Origin of the sequence: Halopiger aswanensis (genome assembly GCF_003610195.1) — an archaeon.
GTDB classification, from domain to species: Archaea; Halobacteriota; Halobacteria; order Halobacteriales; family Natrialbaceae; genus Halopiger; species Halopiger aswanensis.
Window position 1 is genome coordinate 62,503 of sequence record NZ_RAPO01000003.1, and the last position, 18,437, is coordinate 80,939.

The following is an 18,437-nucleotide window of genomic DNA, read 5'->3' on the forward strand; positions in this document are numbered from 1 at the left end:
TAACCCTCGTTCTAGCACCAGTTTCTCGAGCGTAATCGCGAGTGTGCGTCGCCCATTACTGTTCCAAAAATCTGCACCAAAAAGCCGCCCGTTCGCTCCGCTCACTCGCGGTGCAACCACTACGCTAGCGGCGTCCGTTCGACGACCTGCCCGTCGTAACTCGGGTACTGCTCGACGATTTACGCGCACCTTTTTCTCGTCGGGTTCGCTCCGCTCACCCTCCTCCAAAAATCTGCACCAAAAAGCCGCTCGTTCGCTCCGCTCACTCGCGGTGCAACCACTACGCTAGCGGCGTCCGTTCGACGACCTGCCCGTCGTAACTCGGGTACTGCTCGACGATTTCGCCGTCCTCGAGGTCGCCTTCCTCGATCATCTCCTCTAAGAGCCACCAGGCGACCTCGACGTGGTTCGACTTGACGGTGTAGAACTCCTCGGGGACGCCCAATTCTTCGAAGCGTTCGGGATCAGCGTACGTTTTCCCGTAGACGAGGGTGCCGTCGTCGGTAACGTCGTCGAACTCGCGGCGGACGTTGCGGGCCATGCGCTTCAGCCGACGGCGGTGCTGGGCGGCGTCCTTGAACACCGAGGTACAGAAGTAGACCTGCTCGTGATCGCCCATCACCTCGAGGATTTCCTCCCGCGACCCGTCGACGGCGCTCATGTGATCTTCCTTGAGTTCGAAGCCTTGCTCCTGCATTCGGCGGTAGTTGCCCTGGGACATCTCGAACTCGTTGACGTTACAGAAGTCGGCGGCGCCCTCGTCCAAGAACTCGAGGAATTCCTCTTCGGCCCGAATACCCGGAATCTCGAAGGCGGGCGTGAGCCCCTCTTCGCGGGCGATGTACAGAATCTCCTCCCATTCGGTGCCGTGGAGGTCGCCCCACTGTTCGTAGGGCGGGTGGAACCGGATTTCGTCGAGTCCGGCCTCTGAGAGGCGGCGCATGTTCTCGCGGCCGCCGGTGATGCCGGTGTAGAGGTGGGTGTGGTGGTCCTCGCCGAACTCCTCTTTGAGCAGGGAGAGGTAGTGGCAGGTTCGGTCCAGCGCCTCCTGGGGCTCGCCGCCGGTGATCGAGGTGCCCAGAGCGTCCATCCGCTTTGCCTCGGCGATGACGTCCTGGTCGTCCTCGACCCGTCGCTCGTTGGCGTAGACGTCGGTGACGTTCTTGCGGTTCTCGCCGAGCGGGCAGTAGAAGCAGTCGCGCTGGTCGCAGTAACCGTAGACGAACAGGACCATCTTGCCGCCTTTCGCGCACTGCTCACAGCCCTTTGAGATCATCTACTCGCACTGAGCGGTTCCAGCGGAATAAGCGAACCGGGTTCGAAACGGTGTGTGAGTGGGTGTCCTCCGACGGACCGCGGTTCAATTCTCGAGAGCGAATCGGAACGAATAGAAGCAAGCGTCGGATGCGAGATGCGAGCGGATAGACGGGAGATAATGACTGTTTACGGCCGAGTAGTAGTCGCTATTACCTCACTCGATACCGATCGCTCGGGAACCCAGAAAACGGAAATACCACGCCCGCGAACCACGAACCGATGCTGCTGGTCCTGTGTGTCGACCTCGACGACGACCTCGGTCGCAAGACCGGCTTCACGACGCCGGTGATCGGTCGCGACCCCGTCGAAGAGGCGGCCATCGCCCTTGCGACCGAAGACCCCGAGGACTCAGACGTCAACGTCATCTTTCAGGGGTTGCACGTCTACGACGATCTGGACGAGCGCGACGAGAGCGTCGAAGTCGCCGTCGTCACCGGAAACGAGGACGGCGACGTCGCCGCCAACCGCGAGGTCGGGGACGAAGTCGACACCGTCCTGGCGAGTCTCTCGACCGCCGAGGACGTCACCGCCCTGGTCATCACCGACGGGGCGCAGGACGAATCCGTCATCCCCGTCATTCGGTCGCGAGTCCCTATCGACGGCGTGCGCCGCGTCGTCGTCCGCCAGGCCCAGAACTTGGAGTCGATGTACTACACCATCAAGCAGGTGTTGGACGACCCCGAGACGCGGGGGACCGTCCTGATCCCGCTCGGCATCCTGCTGCTAATCTACCCGCTCGCGCTGATCGGCAGCGCCCTCGAGATGCCCGGCTTCGTCCTCGGAACGACCTCGGCGCTGCTCGGGCTCTATCTCATCTCCCGCGGGTTGGGGCTGGGCGACCGACTCGATACGGCAGTCGAGCGCGCCCGGCGCTCGCTGTACGCCGGCCGGACGACCCTGCTCGCGTACGTCGTCGCCGCGGCCCTGTTCGTCCTCGGCGGCGTCAGCGGAACGAACGAACTCGAGACGATCCAGGAGTCGACGGCCGGCGAAGTCAGTGCGCCGGTCATGCTCGCGGCGCTGGTCTACGGCTCGATCCAGTGGCTCGCCGCCGCCGGCGTGACGACCAGCCTCGGGCAGATCACCGACGAGTACATCGCCGGTTCCCTCGAGTGGCGGTACCTCAACGCGCCGTTCTACGTCGTCTCGATCGCGCTCGTCCTGCGCGCGGTCAGCGCCTTCTTCCTCGATAAGGTGGAGATCAGCTACCTCGCGACGGCCCTGACCGCCGGCACGCTGCTGGGTATCGCGAGCACGCTCGCCTTTGCAGTACTGGAGTCGCGGTACACGGACTCGGACGCCGAGAGGGAAGCCGATGCTGACGCCGAGGGCAGGCGCCAGACCGATAGCGCCTGACTCCGGGTCGTAATCCGGGCGGTGAGAAACCGAGTATCGAATCGACGCTTCTACTACTGCCTTACCGCTCGCGCTCGACGACGAATTCCGCCAGCTCGAGCAGGTACTCCTTGGCCTCGGGATCGGCGACCTCGACCCGATCGAGCGCGTCGATCGCGCGGTCGGCCTCCGCTCGCGCGCGTGCGTTCGCTTCTTCGGGCGTGAGGTCCGTCACCTGGACGACCGAGGGGCGCTCGAGGGCGGCGTCGTGGCCGGTCGGCTTGCCGAGGTCCTCGGGATCGGCGACGGCATCTAAGACGTCGTCCCGGATCTGGAAGGCGATGCCGACGCGCTCGGCGTACTCGCCCAGCGCCTCGACGGTGACCGGCTCGGAGTCGGCGGCGATCGCTCCGAGTTCGGCCGCGGCGCGAAAGAGGGCGCCGGTCTTGCGGCGAGCAAGGGTCATGTACTCCGCTTCGTTGGCCGGCTTGGCCGAGAGCTCCGTCGCCTCGCCGATGCCGAGTTCGACCATCGCGTCGGCGACGACTCGGGTTGCGTCCGGATCCGTCGAGAAGAGGCTAAAGGCTTCGCCGAGCAGGCCGTCGCTGGCGATAATCGCCGGCCCGTAGCCGAACTCGGCCCAGGCGCTTGGGGTCCCGCGGCGCAGTTCCGAGCGGTCGATGATGTCGTCGATGACGAGCGAGGCGTTGTGGACGAGTTCGATGCCGACGCCGAACTCGACTGCATCCTCGGCCGTTCCGCCGACCGTTTCGCAGGCCAACACCGTCACCATCGGCCGCACGCGCTTCCCGCCGGACAGCGCGACGTGGCGAACTTCCTCGTTGAGCGTCTCGGGATCGACCCCGTCGATGACGTCGATGAGACGCTCCTCAATTAGCGCCCGACGGCGCTCCAGAAGTTCCATTGGCGGGCTTTAGGAGAGGGTGAAAAAGTAGGTGACGGTTCGGCGCCTCGAGTTCGATTACTCGTCGTTCGATCGATCGAACTGGAACGAGTCCGAGAGCGGGTCCGTGCCGTCGTCCGTTTCGACGGCCTCGCTGTCGTCCTGCACGTCGCCGCTCTCCGCGTCCTCGATGGCGTCGTCAACCGAGTCCGTGCCGTCCGTGTCCTCCGCGTCGGTCGAGGACTCCGACGGTCCGGATTCGGCGTCCGACTCGTTCAGTTCGACGCCCGATTCGTCGAAGGAGATTACCTCGTCGCCCTCGGCGATATCGTCGTCCGCGTCGTCAGCGAGTTCGAATCCAGCCGCGTCGTCGCTCGCAGCGCCATCGTCGGTACCGCCGATCACATCCTCACTGTCGGTGCCGCCGATCACGGTCTCGGCGTCCGAATCGTCGTCCTCGTCGCTTTCCCACGCCTCGTTCGACAGATCGGTCTCGAGCGCGTCGCCGTCGGCCGCGTCGAAGTCGGCGTCCGAAACGGAATCGAACTCCGGCTCCGACTCGAGGTCCGCAGCGGCACCGGGGTCGACGTCCGCGTCGGTCTCGAAGCTATCGAGCGTCTCCGAGAGGTGGGAGGCGCGGTTCGCAAGTTCGCCGGCGCTGCGGGAGACTTCGGTGAGCGCGGTCGTCTGTTCTTCGGCGGCAGCCGCGACCGTCTCGCTCTCGGAGCTGGTCTGTTCGGCGATCGCCGCGACGTCGTCGACCATCGCGACGACCTGCTGGGTCGAGGCCGCCTGTTCGTCGCTGGCGTTGGAGATTTCCTGCACGCCGGTGTTGGTCTCGGTCGCGTAGTCGGCGATCTCGTCGAGCGCGTCCGCGGCGCGTTCGACCGAGTCGGTGTGCTCGGAAACCCGGTCGCTGGTGCGCTGGACCTCGGTTGCAGTGCGGTCGGTCTGCTCTTTGATCTGTTCGAGTCGGTCTTCGATGTCCGCGGCCGCTTCGCGGGTGTCCTCGGCGAGTTCCTTGACCTCGCCGGCGACCGCCGAGAAGCCCTCGTTGGAACTGCTCGAGCGCGAGGCCTCGATGTTGGCGTTCAGCGCCAGCATGTTGGTCTGCTCGGCGACCTCGGTGATGAACTCGAGCAGGTCGTCGATCTGTTCCATTTCGGCCTCGAGGCGTTCGATCTCCTCGACGGCGGACTCGGAGTCGGTTTCGATCTCCTGCATCCCCTCGATGGCTTCCTGTGCGGCTTCGCGACCGCGTTCGCCGGTCCGGGCGGTCCGTTCGGCGAGTTCGGCGACCTGGTTCGAGGAGGCCGCGATCTCCTCGATGGTCGTCGAGAGTCCGTTCATCTCCTGGGTGACCGACTGGAGACTGTCGTTCTGGCGGTCGGCACCCTCGGAAATCTCCTGAATGGATTCCGCGACCTGCCCGGAGGCGGAGCGGACCTCCTCGCTCGAGGCGGTCACTTCCTCCGAAGCCGTGGCGACCTCGGTCGCGAAGGACTTGACCTCGGCCGTCGTCGCCTCGATTTCGGCGATCATGTCGTTGAACTCCGTGGCGATTGCGGTCATCGCCTCGTTCTCGCTTTCGGGATCCATCCGCGCGGTGAGATCGCCGTCGGCCGCGGTCTGCATCACGTCGCTGTACTCGTCGGCCTTCGCCTCGAGGTGGGCGTTGAGCCGCTCCGCCTCGGCGCGGGCCTCCTCGGCCTCCTCGCGGGCCTGGGTCGTCTCCTCGATCTGGGTCTGCAGCGAGTCGCGCATGCTGTCGAACCCGTCATAGAGGCGTCCGATGCTGTCGATCCGGGGGGAGTCGAGATCGACGTTGAGGTCGCCCTCCTCCATGCGGGCGGCCTTCGTGGTCAGCCGGTCGATCGATCTGGAGGTGTTCCAGCCGAAGACCGCGCCGACGAGGCCGATGAGCAACACGGCGCCGACCGTCGCGAGCGTGCCGTAGAGGCGAACGTCCTCGACGAACCCGTAGGCCTGCTCGGTCGGCGTGTGCACGAGCGTCACCCAGTCGGTGCCGGGGACCGACGCGTAGCCGACGACGTAGGTCTCGCCGGCGAACGCGTCGTCAGTCGTGAGCACGCCCTCGGCCGGCCCGGCCTCCATGCCGCCGGACTCCATCGATCCGGCGTCGGTCAGCAGCTGGTCGGCTTCGTCGTAGTCCTTGAGCAGACCGCTTCTGGTCTCGCCGAAGGCGATCGTGCCGCTCGAGTCGACGACCATCGTCCGAATGCTGTCGGTGCTACTGATGGAGTAGTCGCTGACCGGCACCGTGTAGACGAGCACCCGTCCGTCGGGCACGTCGCCGGAATCGGTCACGTACGCGACGCGCGCCGTGGAGTCGTCGTACTCGCCGCTCTCGTACGCGTTCGTCACGTACGTATCACTCCGCTGGTCGAGCTCGTCGACCCAGTCACCCTCGAGTTCGGTGCCTTGGTCGACGAGCGAACTCGCGATGACGTCGCCGTTCGTCTCGAGGTAGTGGACGTTTACTTCCCCTGCGCCACCGCCGTCGAGATCGGCGACTTCGCTGTCGATGTAGGCCTGTGCTTCGGATTGATCGGCAGAATCGAGCCCGCTGTAGCGAGCGATCGATTGGACCGTCCGTCGATTATCCTCGTGGAACTCCTGGACCGCCTCCGACTGCTGGAGCGCGAGCGTTTCGTAGTTCTCGTAGACGTTCGACTGGACGCCGTCTTCGATCTGTGCGGTCCCGACGACCCCGATTGCACCCACCGAGATGCCGATGACCAGCAAGATGATCGCAAATTTCAACGAATAACTCCTGCGTATAAATTTCGGCACAATAGCCCGAATCCTTGGAGACATAGGCAGAGGTGACTATCAACAGATAATAAATCTTCGTGTTCGCAGAACGACGCTGGAACCGAATATCTCGAATAGACACCACGGTCAGCGGAGGGAGAAACCGATAGAAATAGCCGCAGCGAATTCCCAGCCGGCGAATTAGCTAAATTCCGCCGTCAGCGCCGGCACGACATCGAACAGGTCGTCGACGATCGCGTAGTCCGCGATATCCATGATCGGCGCGTTGGGATCGGTGTTGATCGCGACGATCGTGTCGGACCCCTTCATTCCGGCAACGTGTTGAACGGCACCGGAGATGCCGATCGCGATGTAGACGTCCGGCGTGACGACCTTTCCGGACTGGCCGACCTGTCGGTTCTTGGGCAGCCAGCCGTTGTCGACGATCGGCCGGGAGGCCGATACCGTCGCATCCAGCGCCTCCGCGAGGTCGAAGACGAGATCCAGATTTTCCTCCTCCTCGATCCCGCGACCGACGGAGACGAGCACGTCGGCGTCGCTGATGTCGACGTCGCCGCCGGCAACCTCTTCGAACCCGTTGACGGTCGAACCGAGCGCGTCCTCGTCGATCGTCACGTCGGCGGGTTCGATCGCGGCGTCGCCGGTTCCTTCCGCGGCGGGCCACTCCGCGCCGCGGATCGTCACGACCGCGGGGCCCTCGAGTTCGGTCGTCGTTTCGACCTTTCCGCCGTACATCTCGCGGGTGGCGGTCAGCGTCTCGCCGTCGGTCTCGAGGCCGACGACGTCGGTGACGATCGGCACGTCGAGTGTAGTCGCGACGGCGGGCGCGTAGTCCAGTCCGTTGACGCTGTTGGGCGTGAGGACGTACCGCGGCGCGAGTCGGTCGTAGAGTTGGGTGATCGCCTGCGCGTAGACGCCGTGGTTGAACTCCTCGCCGTAGTCGACGGTGTGGACGACGTCGACGCCCTCTCGATCGAGTTTCGACGCGAAATCCTCGACGGTACCGCTGATGACGGCGACGTGGAGATCGCCGCCGGTTTCGTCGGCAAGCAGACGGCCGGCGGTGAGCAGTTCGTAGCTGACGTCGCGCAACTCGCCGCGTCGGTGATCGGCGACCGCGAGGATATCAGTCATTGTGCCACCCCCTTGTCGCGAAGCAGATCAGCAAGTTCCGTTGCTGTCTGTTCGGCATCGCCCTCCCAGACCGTCACGTCGCTCTCGCTTTCGGGTTCGTACATGTCCGTCAGCGAGAGTTCCGGTTCGATCGCCGCCGCGTCGATACCGAGGTCCGCGAGTCCGACGACATCCAGTTCCTTACGCTGGGCCTGGCGGATCCCCCGCAGACTGGCGTACCGAGGCTCGTTGATCCCCGTCTGGACGGTCAGGACGGCCGGCAGTTCGACCTCGGTCAACTCCTCGACGCCGCCCTCGAGTTCGCGCCGGACCGAGGCGGTGCCGTCCTCGAAGTCGTGCTCGAGGTGGTTGACGACGGCCGCCCACTCGTAGCCGAGCGCCTCGGCGACCGAGACGCCGGTCGCGCCGAAGTTATCGTCGCCGGACTGAACGCCCGTCAGGACGAGATCGGGATCCTCCTCCGCGATGACGGCGCCGAGGAGGTCCCGCTTCGCGCCGACGTCGAGGAGGTTGATCTCCTCGAGCGCGTCGTCCCAGACGCGGATCGCGCGGTCGGCGCCCTTCGCGAGCGCCTGGCGGATCGTCTGCTCGCAGTCTTCGGGGCCGATGGTAACGGTGACGACTTCGTCGGCGATCCCCGCTTCCTGCAGTTGGACGGCCTCCTCGACGGCGTAGTCGTCCCACTCGTTCAGATCGGCACCGAGATACCGCTCGGCGATCTCCGTGCCTTCGATCTCGAACTCGTCGTCCACGGTGGCGACTTCCTTGACCGTGACGAGTATTTTCATGGGGTATGACTCCACGCCCCAGCCGTAAACGTTTTCGAAACAATTCACACCGGGTTTACCGTTGTCACAGTGCAAGCCCGTGGCGGTCCGATCGAACCGTACGTCGGGCAGAACGATTAGTGGCGGCGACACTCAAGGCGGCACACTTGCCACGGCGGTCGATCGTCTCGATGGTGCCCGCGGAAACGGCGACCAGTCGACGGAACGACGACCGTCACGACCGACACTGCAGTAACGCAGAGTAGCCGAACGGCCGTCGTTCCCGCCGCGTACGAGACGGAAACGGTTTAACGTCGCCACTGGTACTACGATTCATGGCAGACTGTCCGCTCGCCGACGACTGTCCGAGCTTCTCCGAACGGATCTCGGGAATGGGGTGCCAACACTACGGTGATCGAGGGGGCAAGGAGTGGTGCCAGCACTACAACCAGCCCATCGAGGATCTGAAGACCCAGCCCGTCAAATCCGGCGAAGAAGTCGTGCTCGACATCGTCGACATGCACGAAAGCGGCGCCGGCGTCGGCCGCACCGAGGACGGCTTCATCGTCCTCGTCGACGGCCTGCTGCCCGAGTGCCGCGCTCGCGTCGAGATTACCCAGGTCCACAGCAACCACGCCCGCGCAGAGAACCTCGAGCAGCTTCCGATGGACGGGGAGGAAGAGGAACCCGCAGACGCGGACGACGATTCGGACGACGACGCGGACGCGGACGAGGCCACGGCGGACGACGAGAACGAGGACGAGGAGACGGACACCGGGACCCGCGCTCGCGAACGGCTCGGCAGTCGCGAGAACTTCTGGGGCTCGTAGTCGGCGCGGACAGGACAGCCAGTCGCCGGTCGCCGCGCCGCGCAACCGCGGCGATCGGCCGTTGTACATCGACCGGTTGGAGATCGTTTTCGGCCGCAAACTCACGAGTGAGCGACGCGGCCGCCCCTCGAGACCGGGGAAGCTTTGATCCTACCGCATCATAGCACCGGTATGAGCGTGCGGCCGAGCCGATTCGACCGGCGGTGGTCACCGTGGCCATGATCGACGACATCGAGAACCTCCTCGAGGAGATCGGGTTCGATCCCGACTCGAGCGTGTTGACGCACCGTCAGGCACAGGTACTCGCGCTGCGGGAGCGAGGGATTTCGCAGGCCGACATCGCCGAGGCGCTCGGTACTTCGCGCGCGAACGTCTCCTCGATCGAGTCGAGCGCGCGGGAAAACTTAGAGAAGGCCCGCGAGACGGTCGCGTTCGCGGAGGCGCTCCGGGCGCCGGTTCGCGTCCGCGTGCCTGCGGGCACTGACCTCTACGACGTGCCCGACCTCGTCTACGAGGCCTGCGACGAAGCCGGCGTGAAGGTCGATTACACCGCGCCGGACCTGATGAAAGTCGTCAGCGACTCGGCAGGCTCGGCCGTCTCGGGGCGCGAGGTATCGACGCCGCTTATCATCGGCGTCACCTCGAAGGGGATGGTGCGCGTTCGCCATCAGGAGTAAGGCTGTCCCCAACGGTTCCGTTCCCCGGTCTGCGTGTGACTGTTCAGTCGCGATTCCGATCCAGCCGGCGGACCTCCCGGGACGAGACGCTACTGCAGTTACGTTCGACACGAGATGTGCCTCTCACAGTCCGATCGGCCGTCGAGCGACACGGACTAGAACGGACGGTGCACCGGCCACCGTAGTCACTCCTCGATGTACTGGCGCTCCCACTCGCGGCGCTCTTCGATCGCCTGTACTCCCTGGTCGCTGATCTCGTAATAGTTCGTCCGACGGTCGAGCTGTCCCTTCTCGACGAGCCCCTTGTTGACGAGGGTGTCCAGATTCGGATACAGTCGTCCGTGATTGATATCGGCGCTGTAGTACGACTCGATTTCGTCTTTGACGTCTTGGCCCGACGGTTGGTCGGCGCCTGCGATGACGTACAGGAGATCCCGCTGGAATCCGGTCAGATCGTCCATGTTTCACCCGTGTGATCACACCAAGAGAGCGACTATTTGTTATCTATCGCGTATCACGCCCCCGTAGACGGTTTCAAACGGACTAATACAGCGTTAGACCGCGTACTCGGCGTTTCCGGTATCGTACACTCCTCGAGATTGTGATACAACAGCGTCGCTCGAGCGCCGAGCGATCGATTGCGGAGCGTCGTCACTCGGACGGTCGGTCGCCAAAAAACTGATTTGTATACTGAAACCCGTTACCGAACGCGAAGCACCGTGTTACAGGCGGGTGACGTTGGTGGCGCGGGGGCCCTTGGGGGCCTGTTCGATGTCGAATTCGATCTCTGTGCCTTCTTCGAGGTCCGGGCCGCCAACGTCTTCCATGTGGAAGAATACGTCTTCGTCCGCGTCCTCAGTCGAAATGAAACCGTAACCGCCTGTGTCGTTGAAGAAATCAACGTTGCCTTTCGCCATTGCAACCGTACGAACCGGCCCCACACGTATAACAGTTGTGCTACAATTAGTGTTTTGAAACGAAGATAATTTTCGATAGAACTGGGCAAACAGTCCTCGAGCGGAACAGAATCGGATAGAAACGATTGTATTCGAACCCGATACGATGCCGTTAATCGATCCGAATCGTAACCGTCGTCAGTCCACGAGCGGCGTTCGTCGGGGCGCTCGAGCGAGTTGCGGCGGTACTGCCGATTCGCTACGAAACAGAATCTGGCGAGATAACCGGTAAAGGGATCGATCTCGATAGTGACCGATCGGTCAAAAGTTCGTGTCGCCTCGGTGGGACACACCCGGCCGTACTCGAGTGCGATCGGTTCGCATCATCGCACAGTCATCGTTCGGCCACCCTTCGATCCGCACTCGAGAGTAACGACGGCGTACTCGAGTCCGACTCGAATAGTATCGTTTAGGTGTATCCGACAGCGAGCCGACGGTATGAGTCACGCACGAGCCACTACCGCGCCGACGATCGCGCAGGTCGCACTGATCGGCCTGTTCGTCACGGCGCTCGTCACCGCCCAACTAACAGCGTCGAAGGTGCTCGCGTTCGAACTGCCCGTTGCGCTCCCGATCACGGGCTCGCAGCTCGCGCTGCCCGGCGCCGCGCTCGCGTACGCGCTCACGTTCCTCGCGAGCGACTGTTACACCGAACTCTACGGTCGCCGCGCGGCCCAGATCGTCGTCAACGTCGGCTTCCTGCTGAACTTCATCGTCCTCGCGCTGGTCTGGTCGACGATCGCCGCACCTGCTGCGCCCTCGAGCGTCGACCCCGCCGCCTTCGAGACGGCCCTGGGCGCCTCGACGAACGTCGTCATCGGGAGCCTGCTGGCCTACGTCGTGAGCCAGAACTGGGACGTGATCGTCTTCCACCGCATTCGCGAGGCGACCGGCGCGCGGATGCTCTGGCTGCGCAACATCGGCTCGACGGCCACCAGCCAGGCGATCGACACCGTCATCTTCGTCTCGGTCGCCTTCGCCATCGCGCCCGCCGTGCTCGGCGTCGGCGCCGTCCTTCCGACGAACGTCCTGCTCTCGTTGATCGTCGGCCAGTACCTGCTGAAGTTCGCGATCGCGCTGCTGGACACGCCGATCGTCTACGCCGTCGTCTCGCTCGTGCGCTCCCGTGAGGGGATCACCCCCGACGACGCGCATACGGCCTGATTTTCGCTGCCGCCCGTTTTGTCAGCCGGTCCGAACCGATCGCGTCGAACGGAGAGCGTTTAGTGGCGCGCTCGAGAGGAACGGGTATGGACGAACGCGTCCGCGAACACGCCGACGTACTGGTCGACTGGAGCGCCCGCGTTGAGGAGGGAGACGACGTCATTCTCTCGGTCGGACCCGACGCCCACGAACTGGCAGTCGCCGTCGCCGAGAAACTCGGCGAGCGAGGGGCGAATCTGCTCGCGACCTACAGCACCGGGGAGATCACGCGCGCGTACCTGCGGGCTCACGACGGCGACTTCGACGAGAACCCGGCGCACGAACGCGCGCTGTTCGAAAACGCGGACGTCTACCTCTCGCTGGGCGGCGGCCGGAACACGAGCGCGACGGCCGACGTACCGAGCGAGACGCGGCAGGCCTACGGGAACGCCCGCACGGAGATCCGCGAGGCGCGCTTCGACACGCGGTGGGTCTCGACGGTCCACCCGACGCGGTCGCTCGCCCAGCAGGCCAACATGGCCTACGAGGAGTACCAGGACTTCGCCTACGACGCCATTCTGCGCGACTGGGAGTCGCTCGCCGACGAGATGGCCAACATGAAGGACCTGCTCGACGGCGGTTCGGAGGTCCGGCTCGTCTCCGAGGGCACCGACCTCACGATGGCGATCGACGACCGCACCGCGGTCAACAGCGCCGCCTCGGTCGCCTACGACTCGCACAACCTCCCCAGCGGCGAGGTCTTCACCGCGCCGTACGCCACCGAGGGCGAGGTCACGTTCGACGTCCCGATGACGCTGCACGGCGAAGCCGTCCGGAACGTCCGCCTCGAGTTCGACGACGGCGAGGTCGTCGAGTACGACGCCGAACAGGGCGCGGACGTGATCGAGGAGATTCTCGAGACCGACGAGGGGGCGCGTCGACTGGGCGAACTCGGCATCGGGATGAACCGCGGCATCGACCGCTACACGGACAACATCCTCTTCGACGAGAAGATGGGCGAAACGGTCCACCTGGCGCTGGGGCGGGCCTACGACGCCTGCCTCCCCGAGGGCGAGTCGGGTAACGAGTCGGCGGTCCACGTCGACATGATCACCGACATGAGCGAGGACTCGCGACTCGAGATCGACGGCGAGGTCGTGCAGCGGAACGGGACGTTCCGGTGGGAGGACGGCTTCGAGGCGTAAAGCGAAACGAGATCGGACGCGACAGTACTCGAGCGGGGATCGGCGGATACCCTCGAGTAGACAGCGTTTACGATCGCCGTTGCCGGCACCTAGAGCAGGAACCGAGTTCATACTAATGGGCGATCCTGCCGTTTCGTCGAGTACCGCCTTGACCGGTGGCGGCGAATAACCGGTCGGGATGCTCGGCGTCCCGCTCCCCGTTTCGACAGTTGTCTGCCCGCCCCGCCGGAGGCGGCACGTATCCGGCACTTTTTATACTCCATCCCCCTCGGCGGGGCGCAGTATCGCGTCAGTTCGGTGCGGAGCGACGCTTCGCGGCCCCAACAGCAGCCGCGCATCCGTGACGTTCTCGAGTCTCGAGCCCCTATCGCGGATATGCGCAACCAGCTCCGGGCCGGCGCCGCCATCTACAACGACGGCCGCTACCACGCCGCCCACGACGCCTGGGAAGACCGGTGGCTCGAGTGCGAAGACGGGACCGACGACGAGCAGTTGCTCCACGGGTTGATTCAACTCTCCGCCGCGGTCCACCACGCCCACGACGGTAACTGGGAGGGCGCCGTCGGGCTGGCCGAAAGCGCCCGCGAGTATCTCGCGGGGAGCCCCGCAGATTACCGCGACCTGAATCTCGAGGGGATCCGCACATACCTCGCCGCGCTCGCGGCCGATCCGGAGCTAATCGAGCGCCGAGCGCCGGTGCGACTCGAACACGACGGCGAGGTGCCGAAATTGGCCACGCTCGACTTCGAGGAAACGATCGTCGCCGCACCCGTCCTCGCCGACGAACTGGGGTACGACGCGGACCCGATCGAACGCGCGTGCGAGTATGCACAGCGGGATCTATCCGAGGGGGAAGACGACAGTCGGTTCATCACCCTGTTGTTCGACTTCGTCCGCGAGGAGGACGCTCGCGGAATCGTCTTCCAGCGACTCACCCAGCACGTCGACCGGCGAGCAGCGCGCGAGTCGGACGTCGAGGGGCTGTTTTAACCGATATCGACCGCGCCGTCGGCGGAAGTCAGTACGTTTTCCTACCGGAACCCCGAATGTCAGCGTGAGCTATGTCCGACTTCGTTTCCGTCACGTGCGACCAGTGTGGTGACGAGTTCAAGGCATACCCCGACGCGAACGCGGCCGACCGGGGCTACTGCAGTCCCGCGTGCGCGCTCGAGGACGCGTAACGTCCGACAGACGCCGAACGATCAACGATCGGCACTCTCTCAGGTTGGTCCGAGCCGGAATCGTAGCTGCATCCGGTTCGGACGCGTTATTTTTGGCAGCTACCGTCCGCCAGGAGCGACCGGCGGGCAGAAGGCAGAAAAGCGAGTCAGTCGTGACGCGCGGAGTTGTCCTGGGGCTCGTAGCCCAGCACCTCTCGAGCGCGTTCGATGGAGTAGTACTTGCGGTCGTTGTCGGAGATTCCGTAGACGATTTCGTAGCCGTAGTCGGCCGCGATGCAGCGATCGAAGAGGTGGGCACAGTCGCGGTAGGAGAGCCACATCGCCTGGCCCCGTTCGTAGTCGATCGGCGGGTGGTCCTTGGTGAGGTTACCGATGCGGACGCAGACGACCGAGAGGTCGTACTCGTCGTGGTAGTACCGCCCGAGCGACTCGCCCGCGGCCTTCGAGACGCCGTAGAGGTTGCCAGGCCGCGGCAGTTCGGTGCCGTCGAGCAGGTAGTCGTCGTCCGCGCGGTACATCTCGGGCGTGCGTTCCTCGGTCTCGTAGTGACCGACGGCGTGGTTCGACGACGCGAACGCGACCTTCTCGACGCCGGCGTCGACGGCGGCCTCGAAGACGGTCTGGGTGCCGTCGATGTTGTTCGTCAGGACGCTATCCCACGGCGCGTCCGGCCGCGGATCGCCGGCGAGGTGAATCACGGCGTCGACGCCCTCCATCGCCTCGCGGACGGCCTCGTCGTCGGTGATGTCCGCGACGACGAACTCGCCCGGGTAGTCCTCCGTCGGCGGATCCCGATCCAGCAAACGCCACTCGTACTCGTCCGCGAGGCCGCCGAGGATAGCGTCTCCGACCCGCCCCGCAGCCCCCGTGAGCAGGACTGACTGTGCCATTCGTTGTTCGGTGGAAAGGAAAGCGGCGATAAGTACCATGCGGTTCCGCGCCGGCACGGTCGTCGCTGACACGCACGTCCCGGAGAACCGAACGGATCGGAACCCCCTTCCCGGCCGCGCGCGAGGAAATCAGTATGGCAGACACCGCGCCGACCACCGCCGAAGCCGCCTGCTTCGAGGCCGGCATCAAGTTCGGCACGCTCTACCACCAGTTCGCGGGCACCCCGCTCTCGCCCGACAGCGCCGCGAGCATCGAGACCGCCATGGAGGAGGCGATCGAAAACCAACCCCACTGTACCGACGTCACTGTCGAGGTCCAACGGGACGCCCTCGAGGCCGAACTCGCCGATTCAGCCGCCGACTACACCGAGCTGACCGGTCGCTTCCTCGAGGTCGAGATCGTCGTCGACTACGAGGGCTGCGAGGTCCTCACGCGGATGGCGATGGAGGACGGTTACCCGCTGATGAAAGTCGTCTCGGTTCGAGATGCAGACGATTCTGTGTAACGGGTAGTGGCGCTGTCGATTCTCGAGTCGCTACCCACCAACCCCCTCATTTCCATCAGATATATCGACTCGAAACTGTTAAATTTAGCCAACGTTCGAACGATACTATGGGCTCGGTATCCACGAGACGCATCTCGATCGCACTCACCACGCTCCTCCTCGCGGTGGCCGCAATCGGCCTTACCGCAACGCCGCTGGTCGCACAGGAAACCGGACACGTCAGTTCGGAACTGACGATTACCGTGACGGACGACGGCGAGGTCGAATCCCAGGAGATCCACCAGGAGCTGCCCCTCGAGATGGCCGAGGGAATGGAGGCGATGATCGCGACGGACGAGTACGACGACTTTGCGGAGTACCTGGCCGAGACGATCGTCGAGGCCGAGAACGGCGTCGGCGACTACGAGTCGGCCGAGACGCGGGAGGAAGACGACGTCTACGTCGTGGACCTGACCCTGACCGACATCGAGACGGACGAACTCGACGACACGGCGATCACGGTCGCGGACGGGACCGTCAGCGTCGAAATGCCGGGCAGTGCCGATCCCGTATACGGGGGCGAAGGCGTCGACGGGGCCGCGTTCGCGGCCGGCGGTGAGCACACCGTCACCGTCGAGATGCCCGGCGAGATCCGCGACTCGAACGCACTCGAGGAGGACGGAACCGCCGCGACGTGGCACCTCCACGAGGAGATGCCCGAGACACTGACCGTCGAATCCGGAACCGGCGGCGGGGACGACGGCCTTCCCGGCTTCGGTCCCGCGGTCGCGATCTGTGGTTTCCTGCTGGGGACGCTCCTGCTCGCCCGACATCGAACGTAAAGCAGTCGTCGGGTCCTTCTCGTTCCAGTCGCGACGGCCTCGAGAAGCCTTTCGAAATCCACCCGCCGTTCGGCGCGTATCGCCCCTCAGGAGCCCGGTTTCACTTTCACTTTCGGGCGACCTTTTAACCTCGGGCCCCGTGAAGGTGGACACATGAGCCAAGCGACGTTCGGCGACGACGAGGAACTGTTCGGCGAAGCAGCCAACGAAATGCGCGAGGACGTCGAATCCTCGCTAGCCGAGGCCTGGGCGGCGCTGCCCGACGCCGACGACGTCTGGGACGCCGACGCCGACAACGTATTGGGCGTGCTCAACGGCCTCAACTCCGCGCTTGACGCCGGCGACGCCGAGGATCACCTCCGCGACGCTAAGAAGTGGTTCACGATGGGCCAGCGCGCCGACGCCTTCGAAGATGCCGACGACTTAGAGGCTGAGATCGCCGACCTCGAGGAGGCAATCGAGGACATCTCCGAGGCGGGCGAGCAGGTCGGCGAACTCACCTCGACGATTCCGGCGCTTCGCGGGACGCTCGAGGATGCGGGCCCGAGCGATGAAGATGACGACGCGGAGGAGGCCGACGCCGAATCCGAGGACGAGGAGGCCGAGGAGGACGAGGAGTAACCGCCGCTCGACGCATCGCACCGTCTCGATCGCCGACCACCCATAGGTTCATCCGTGCCGCTCGAGTGTCCCGTAGCGGCGTCGACCGCGGCTACCGGTGTTCGGGCCGCGAGACGTCGCGCTCGGCCACCGCCTCGAGCAACCTGACCAAGGCGTCCGTCGCCAACTCGAGCAGTTCCTCGCCCCGTCGTGCGTCGCCGTCGTCGGGGTCGCCGACCACACCGTTTTCCGTGAACTCGGCCGAATCGTAGGCCAGATTCGCGTAGCTGACCCACTCCCCCCACCGATCGGCAGCTCCAGCCTGGGCCTCGTCGATGCGGTCCTCGCGGATCAGTTCCGGCTCGAGATGGCGGATGAGACTCGTCTCGAGGGGGCCGCCGTGGCCCATGTCGCTCGAGTGCTCGCCGACGGCCTCGAACCAGGTGAACGGGACGGCGTAGGCGTCGGTGTCGTCGCTGCGGGTGATCGTCCCCCCGACCTCCCGCAGGGCGTCGACGTTGCCGCCGTGGCCGTTGACGATGACGACGCGGTCGAAGCCGTGGTGCGCGAGGCTCTCGACGGCTTCGCGAACGTAGTCCCGAAACGTGTCCTCCGAGACCCACATCGTGCCGGGGAACTGGCGGTGTTCCTCGGCGATCCCGACGGGAATTGCTGGCGCCCGGACGACCTCGCGGTCGATCCGGTCGCAGCCGGCATCGGCGATCGCTTCGGCGGTCAGGACGTCGGTCCCGAGCGGCGCGTGGGGGCCGTGCTGTTCAGTGCTCCCGACGGGGACGACCGCGAGATCGGTGTCGCAGTCGCGGACGTCCGTCCACGTCGCGGTGCGGAGATCCATGCGCGAGTACTCCGAGCGCGCAGACATGAAACCGTCGGTGACGTCGGTGCAGCGTCGCGGCTCGGTCGGCGATGGGCAGCCGTCGACCCGGCGTCCGTGGCGAACGCAGGGTCAACCCGTTTCCGATCCGTTGACGTATGGCCGGGTATGCCAGACGAAGACCGCGAACTCGGCGTCGAACTCGGCGACCTCGGCGACGAACTCCGGAACCAGGAGTATCCGATCAGCCAGGACGACCTGCTCGAGAAGTACGGCGACGAGGAGGTCGGCATGGGCGGCGAGGAGACGATGACCCTGGAGGAACTCATCGGCCCGATGAACGAGGACGAGTACCAGGATTACGGCGAGGTCGAGCAGTCGATCATGAACATGGTCGGCGACGACGCGATCGGGCGGAAGAACTACAGCGACCGCACGCCGCCGGCGTCGGGCGAACAGCGCCAGGACGAGGGGGCGCCGGATCAGGACGGACAGGAAGGACAGGAGTCGTTCTAAGTCTCGCGGCGATTCTATCGGCTA

At 64.9% G+C, this 18,437-nt stretch carries 19 protein-coding genes; 10 read left to right on the plus strand and 9 right to left on the minus strand.

What is annotated here, in order from left to right:
• Nucleotides 1–280: 280 nt before the first annotated feature.
• Nucleotides 281–1,276, minus strand: a complete 996-nt coding sequence (locus tag ATJ93_RS14270; RefSeq protein ID WP_120245343.1) for a radical SAM protein — start codon at nt 1,274–1,276, stop codon at nt 281–283.
• Between the two features lie 260 nt (nt 1,277–1,536).
• Between ATJ93_RS14270 and ATJ93_RS14275 the strand changes: the two genes are divergently transcribed.
• The gene (locus tag ATJ93_RS14275; RefSeq protein ID WP_120245344.1) at nt 1,537–2,673 is read left to right on the plus strand and encodes a DUF373 family protein; all 1,137 of its coding nucleotides are present in this window, start codon (nt 1,537–1,539) and stop codon (nt 2,671–2,673) included.
• A gap of 61 nt (nt 2,674–2,734) precedes the next feature.
• Here the strand turns inward: ATJ93_RS14275 and ATJ93_RS14280 are convergent, their stop codons facing one another.
• From ATJ93_RS14280 to ATJ93_RS14295, 4 genes are all read right to left on the minus strand, one after another.
• Nucleotides 2,735–3,577: a polyprenyl synthetase family protein gene (locus ATJ93_RS14280; RefSeq protein WP_120245345.1), complete on the minus strand. Its 843-nt coding sequence runs from the start codon at nt 3,575–3,577 to the stop codon at nt 2,735–2,737.
• 57 nt (nt 3,578–3,634) lie between these two features.
• Complete coding sequence (locus tag ATJ93_RS14285; protein ID WP_170155584.1) at nt 3,635–6,340, minus strand: methyl-accepting chemotaxis protein; 2,706 nt, start codon at nt 6,338–6,340, stop codon at nt 3,635–3,637.
• 192 nt (nt 6,341–6,532) lie between these two features.
• Nucleotides 6,533–7,486 carry an electron transfer flavoprotein subunit alpha/FixB family protein gene (locus tag ATJ93_RS14290; RefSeq protein ID WP_120245347.1) on the minus strand — a complete coding sequence of 318 codons (954 nt, stop codon included), beginning with the start codon at nt 7,484–7,486 and terminating at the stop codon, nt 6,533–6,535.
• Complete coding sequence (locus ATJ93_RS14295; RefSeq protein ID WP_120245348.1) at nt 7,483–8,274, minus strand: electron transfer flavoprotein subunit beta/FixA family protein; 792 nt, start codon at nt 8,272–8,274, stop codon at nt 7,483–7,485. The genes ATJ93_RS14290 and ATJ93_RS14295 overlap by 4 nt, the downstream gene beginning before the upstream one ends.
• Nucleotides 8,275–8,588: 314 nt before the next feature.
• Between ATJ93_RS14295 and ATJ93_RS14300 the strand changes: the two genes are divergently transcribed.
• Together ATJ93_RS14300 and ATJ93_RS14305 are read left to right on the plus strand one after the other, a co-directional pair.
• A complete protein-coding gene (locus tag ATJ93_RS14300) occupies nt 8,589–9,083 on the plus strand; it encodes a TRAM domain-containing protein (protein ID WP_120245349.1) in 495 nt (164 codons plus the stop codon).
• Between the two features lie 218 nt (nt 9,084–9,301).
• The gene (locus tag ATJ93_RS14305; protein WP_120245350.1) at nt 9,302–9,760 is read left to right on the plus strand and encodes a Tfx family DNA-binding protein; all 459 of its coding nucleotides are present in this window, start codon (nt 9,302–9,304) and stop codon (nt 9,758–9,760) included.
• A 185-nt stretch (nt 9,761–9,945) separates the two neighbouring features.
• On the opposite strand, the gene ATJ93_RS14310 is transcribed toward ATJ93_RS14305, so the two are convergent.
• Together ATJ93_RS14310 and ATJ93_RS14315 are read right to left on the minus strand one after the other, a co-directional pair.
• Nucleotides 9,946–10,221 carry a PadR family transcriptional regulator gene (locus ATJ93_RS14310; protein WP_013879332.1) on the minus strand — a complete coding sequence of 92 codons (276 nt, stop codon included), beginning with the start codon at nt 10,219–10,221 and terminating at the stop codon, nt 9,946–9,948.
• A 261-nt stretch (nt 10,222–10,482) separates the two neighbouring features.
• Nucleotides 10,483–10,677, minus strand: coding sequence for a cold-shock protein (locus ATJ93_RS14315; RefSeq protein WP_013879331.1), 195 nt, complete (start codon nt 10,675–10,677; stop codon nt 10,483–10,485).
• Between the two features lie 477 nt (nt 10,678–11,154).
• Here ATJ93_RS14315 and ATJ93_RS14320 point away from each other — a divergent pair, with 477 nt between their 5' ends.
• The 3 genes from ATJ93_RS14320 (at nt 11,155) to ATJ93_RS14330 (ending at nt 14,054) form a co-directional block, all read left to right on the plus strand.
• Nucleotides 11,155–11,880 carry a queuosine precursor transporter gene (locus ATJ93_RS14320; RefSeq protein ID WP_120245351.1) on the plus strand — a complete coding sequence of 242 codons (726 nt, stop codon included), beginning with the start codon at nt 11,155–11,157 and terminating at the stop codon, nt 11,878–11,880.
• Between the two features lie 86 nt (nt 11,881–11,966).
• Nucleotides 11,967–13,064 carry an aminopeptidase gene (locus ATJ93_RS14325; RefSeq protein WP_120245352.1) on the plus strand — a complete coding sequence of 366 codons (1,098 nt, stop codon included), beginning with the start codon at nt 11,967–11,969 and terminating at the stop codon, nt 13,062–13,064.
• Nucleotides 13,065–13,439: 375 nt separating this feature from the next.
• The gene (locus tag ATJ93_RS14330) at nt 13,440–14,054 is read left to right on the plus strand and encodes a DUF309 domain-containing protein (RefSeq protein ID WP_120245353.1); all 615 of its coding nucleotides are present in this window, start codon (nt 13,440–13,442) and stop codon (nt 14,052–14,054) included.
• A 337-nt stretch (nt 14,055–14,391) separates the two neighbouring features.
• Here the strand turns inward: ATJ93_RS14330 and azf are convergent, their stop codons facing one another.
• Entirely contained in the window at nt 14,392–15,135 is a 744-nt protein-coding gene (gene azf / locus ATJ93_RS14335; RefSeq protein WP_120245354.1) for an NAD-dependent glucose-6-phosphate dehydrogenase Azf, read from the minus strand.
• A 134-nt stretch (nt 15,136–15,269) separates the two neighbouring features.
• Between azf and ATJ93_RS14340 the strand changes: the two genes are divergently transcribed.
• The 3 genes from ATJ93_RS14340 to ATJ93_RS14350 all read left to right on the plus strand — a co-directional run bounded on the left by ATJ93_RS14340 (nt 15,270) and on the right by ATJ93_RS14350 (nt 17,083).
• Nucleotides 15,270–15,641 carry a dihydroneopterin aldolase family protein gene (locus tag ATJ93_RS14340; protein WP_211334068.1) on the plus strand — a complete coding sequence of 124 codons (372 nt, stop codon included), beginning with the start codon at nt 15,270–15,272 and terminating at the stop codon, nt 15,639–15,641.
• Between the two features lie 107 nt (nt 15,642–15,748).
• Nucleotides 15,749–16,462, plus strand: a complete 714-nt coding sequence (locus ATJ93_RS14345) for a hypothetical protein (RefSeq protein WP_120245356.1) — start codon at nt 15,749–15,751, stop codon at nt 16,460–16,462.
• 153 nt (nt 16,463–16,615) lie between these two features.
• Nucleotides 16,616–17,083, plus strand: a complete 468-nt coding sequence (locus tag ATJ93_RS14350) for a DUF5790 family protein (RefSeq protein WP_120245357.1) — start codon at nt 16,616–16,618, stop codon at nt 17,081–17,083.
• Between the two features lie 91 nt (nt 17,084–17,174).
• Here ATJ93_RS14350 and ATJ93_RS14355 read toward each other — a convergent pair whose 3' ends face one another.
• Nucleotides 17,175–17,918, minus strand: a complete 744-nt coding sequence (locus tag ATJ93_RS14355) for a creatininase family protein (protein ID WP_120245358.1) — start codon at nt 17,916–17,918, stop codon at nt 17,175–17,177.
• 147 nt (nt 17,919–18,065) lie between these two features.
• On the opposite strand from ATJ93_RS14355, the gene ATJ93_RS14360 reads away from it, so the two are divergent.
• Entirely contained in the window at nt 18,066–18,413 is a 348-nt protein-coding gene (locus tag ATJ93_RS14360; RefSeq protein ID WP_120245359.1) for a DUF5789 family protein, read from the plus strand.
• Nucleotides 18,414–18,437 lie beyond the last annotated feature (24 nt).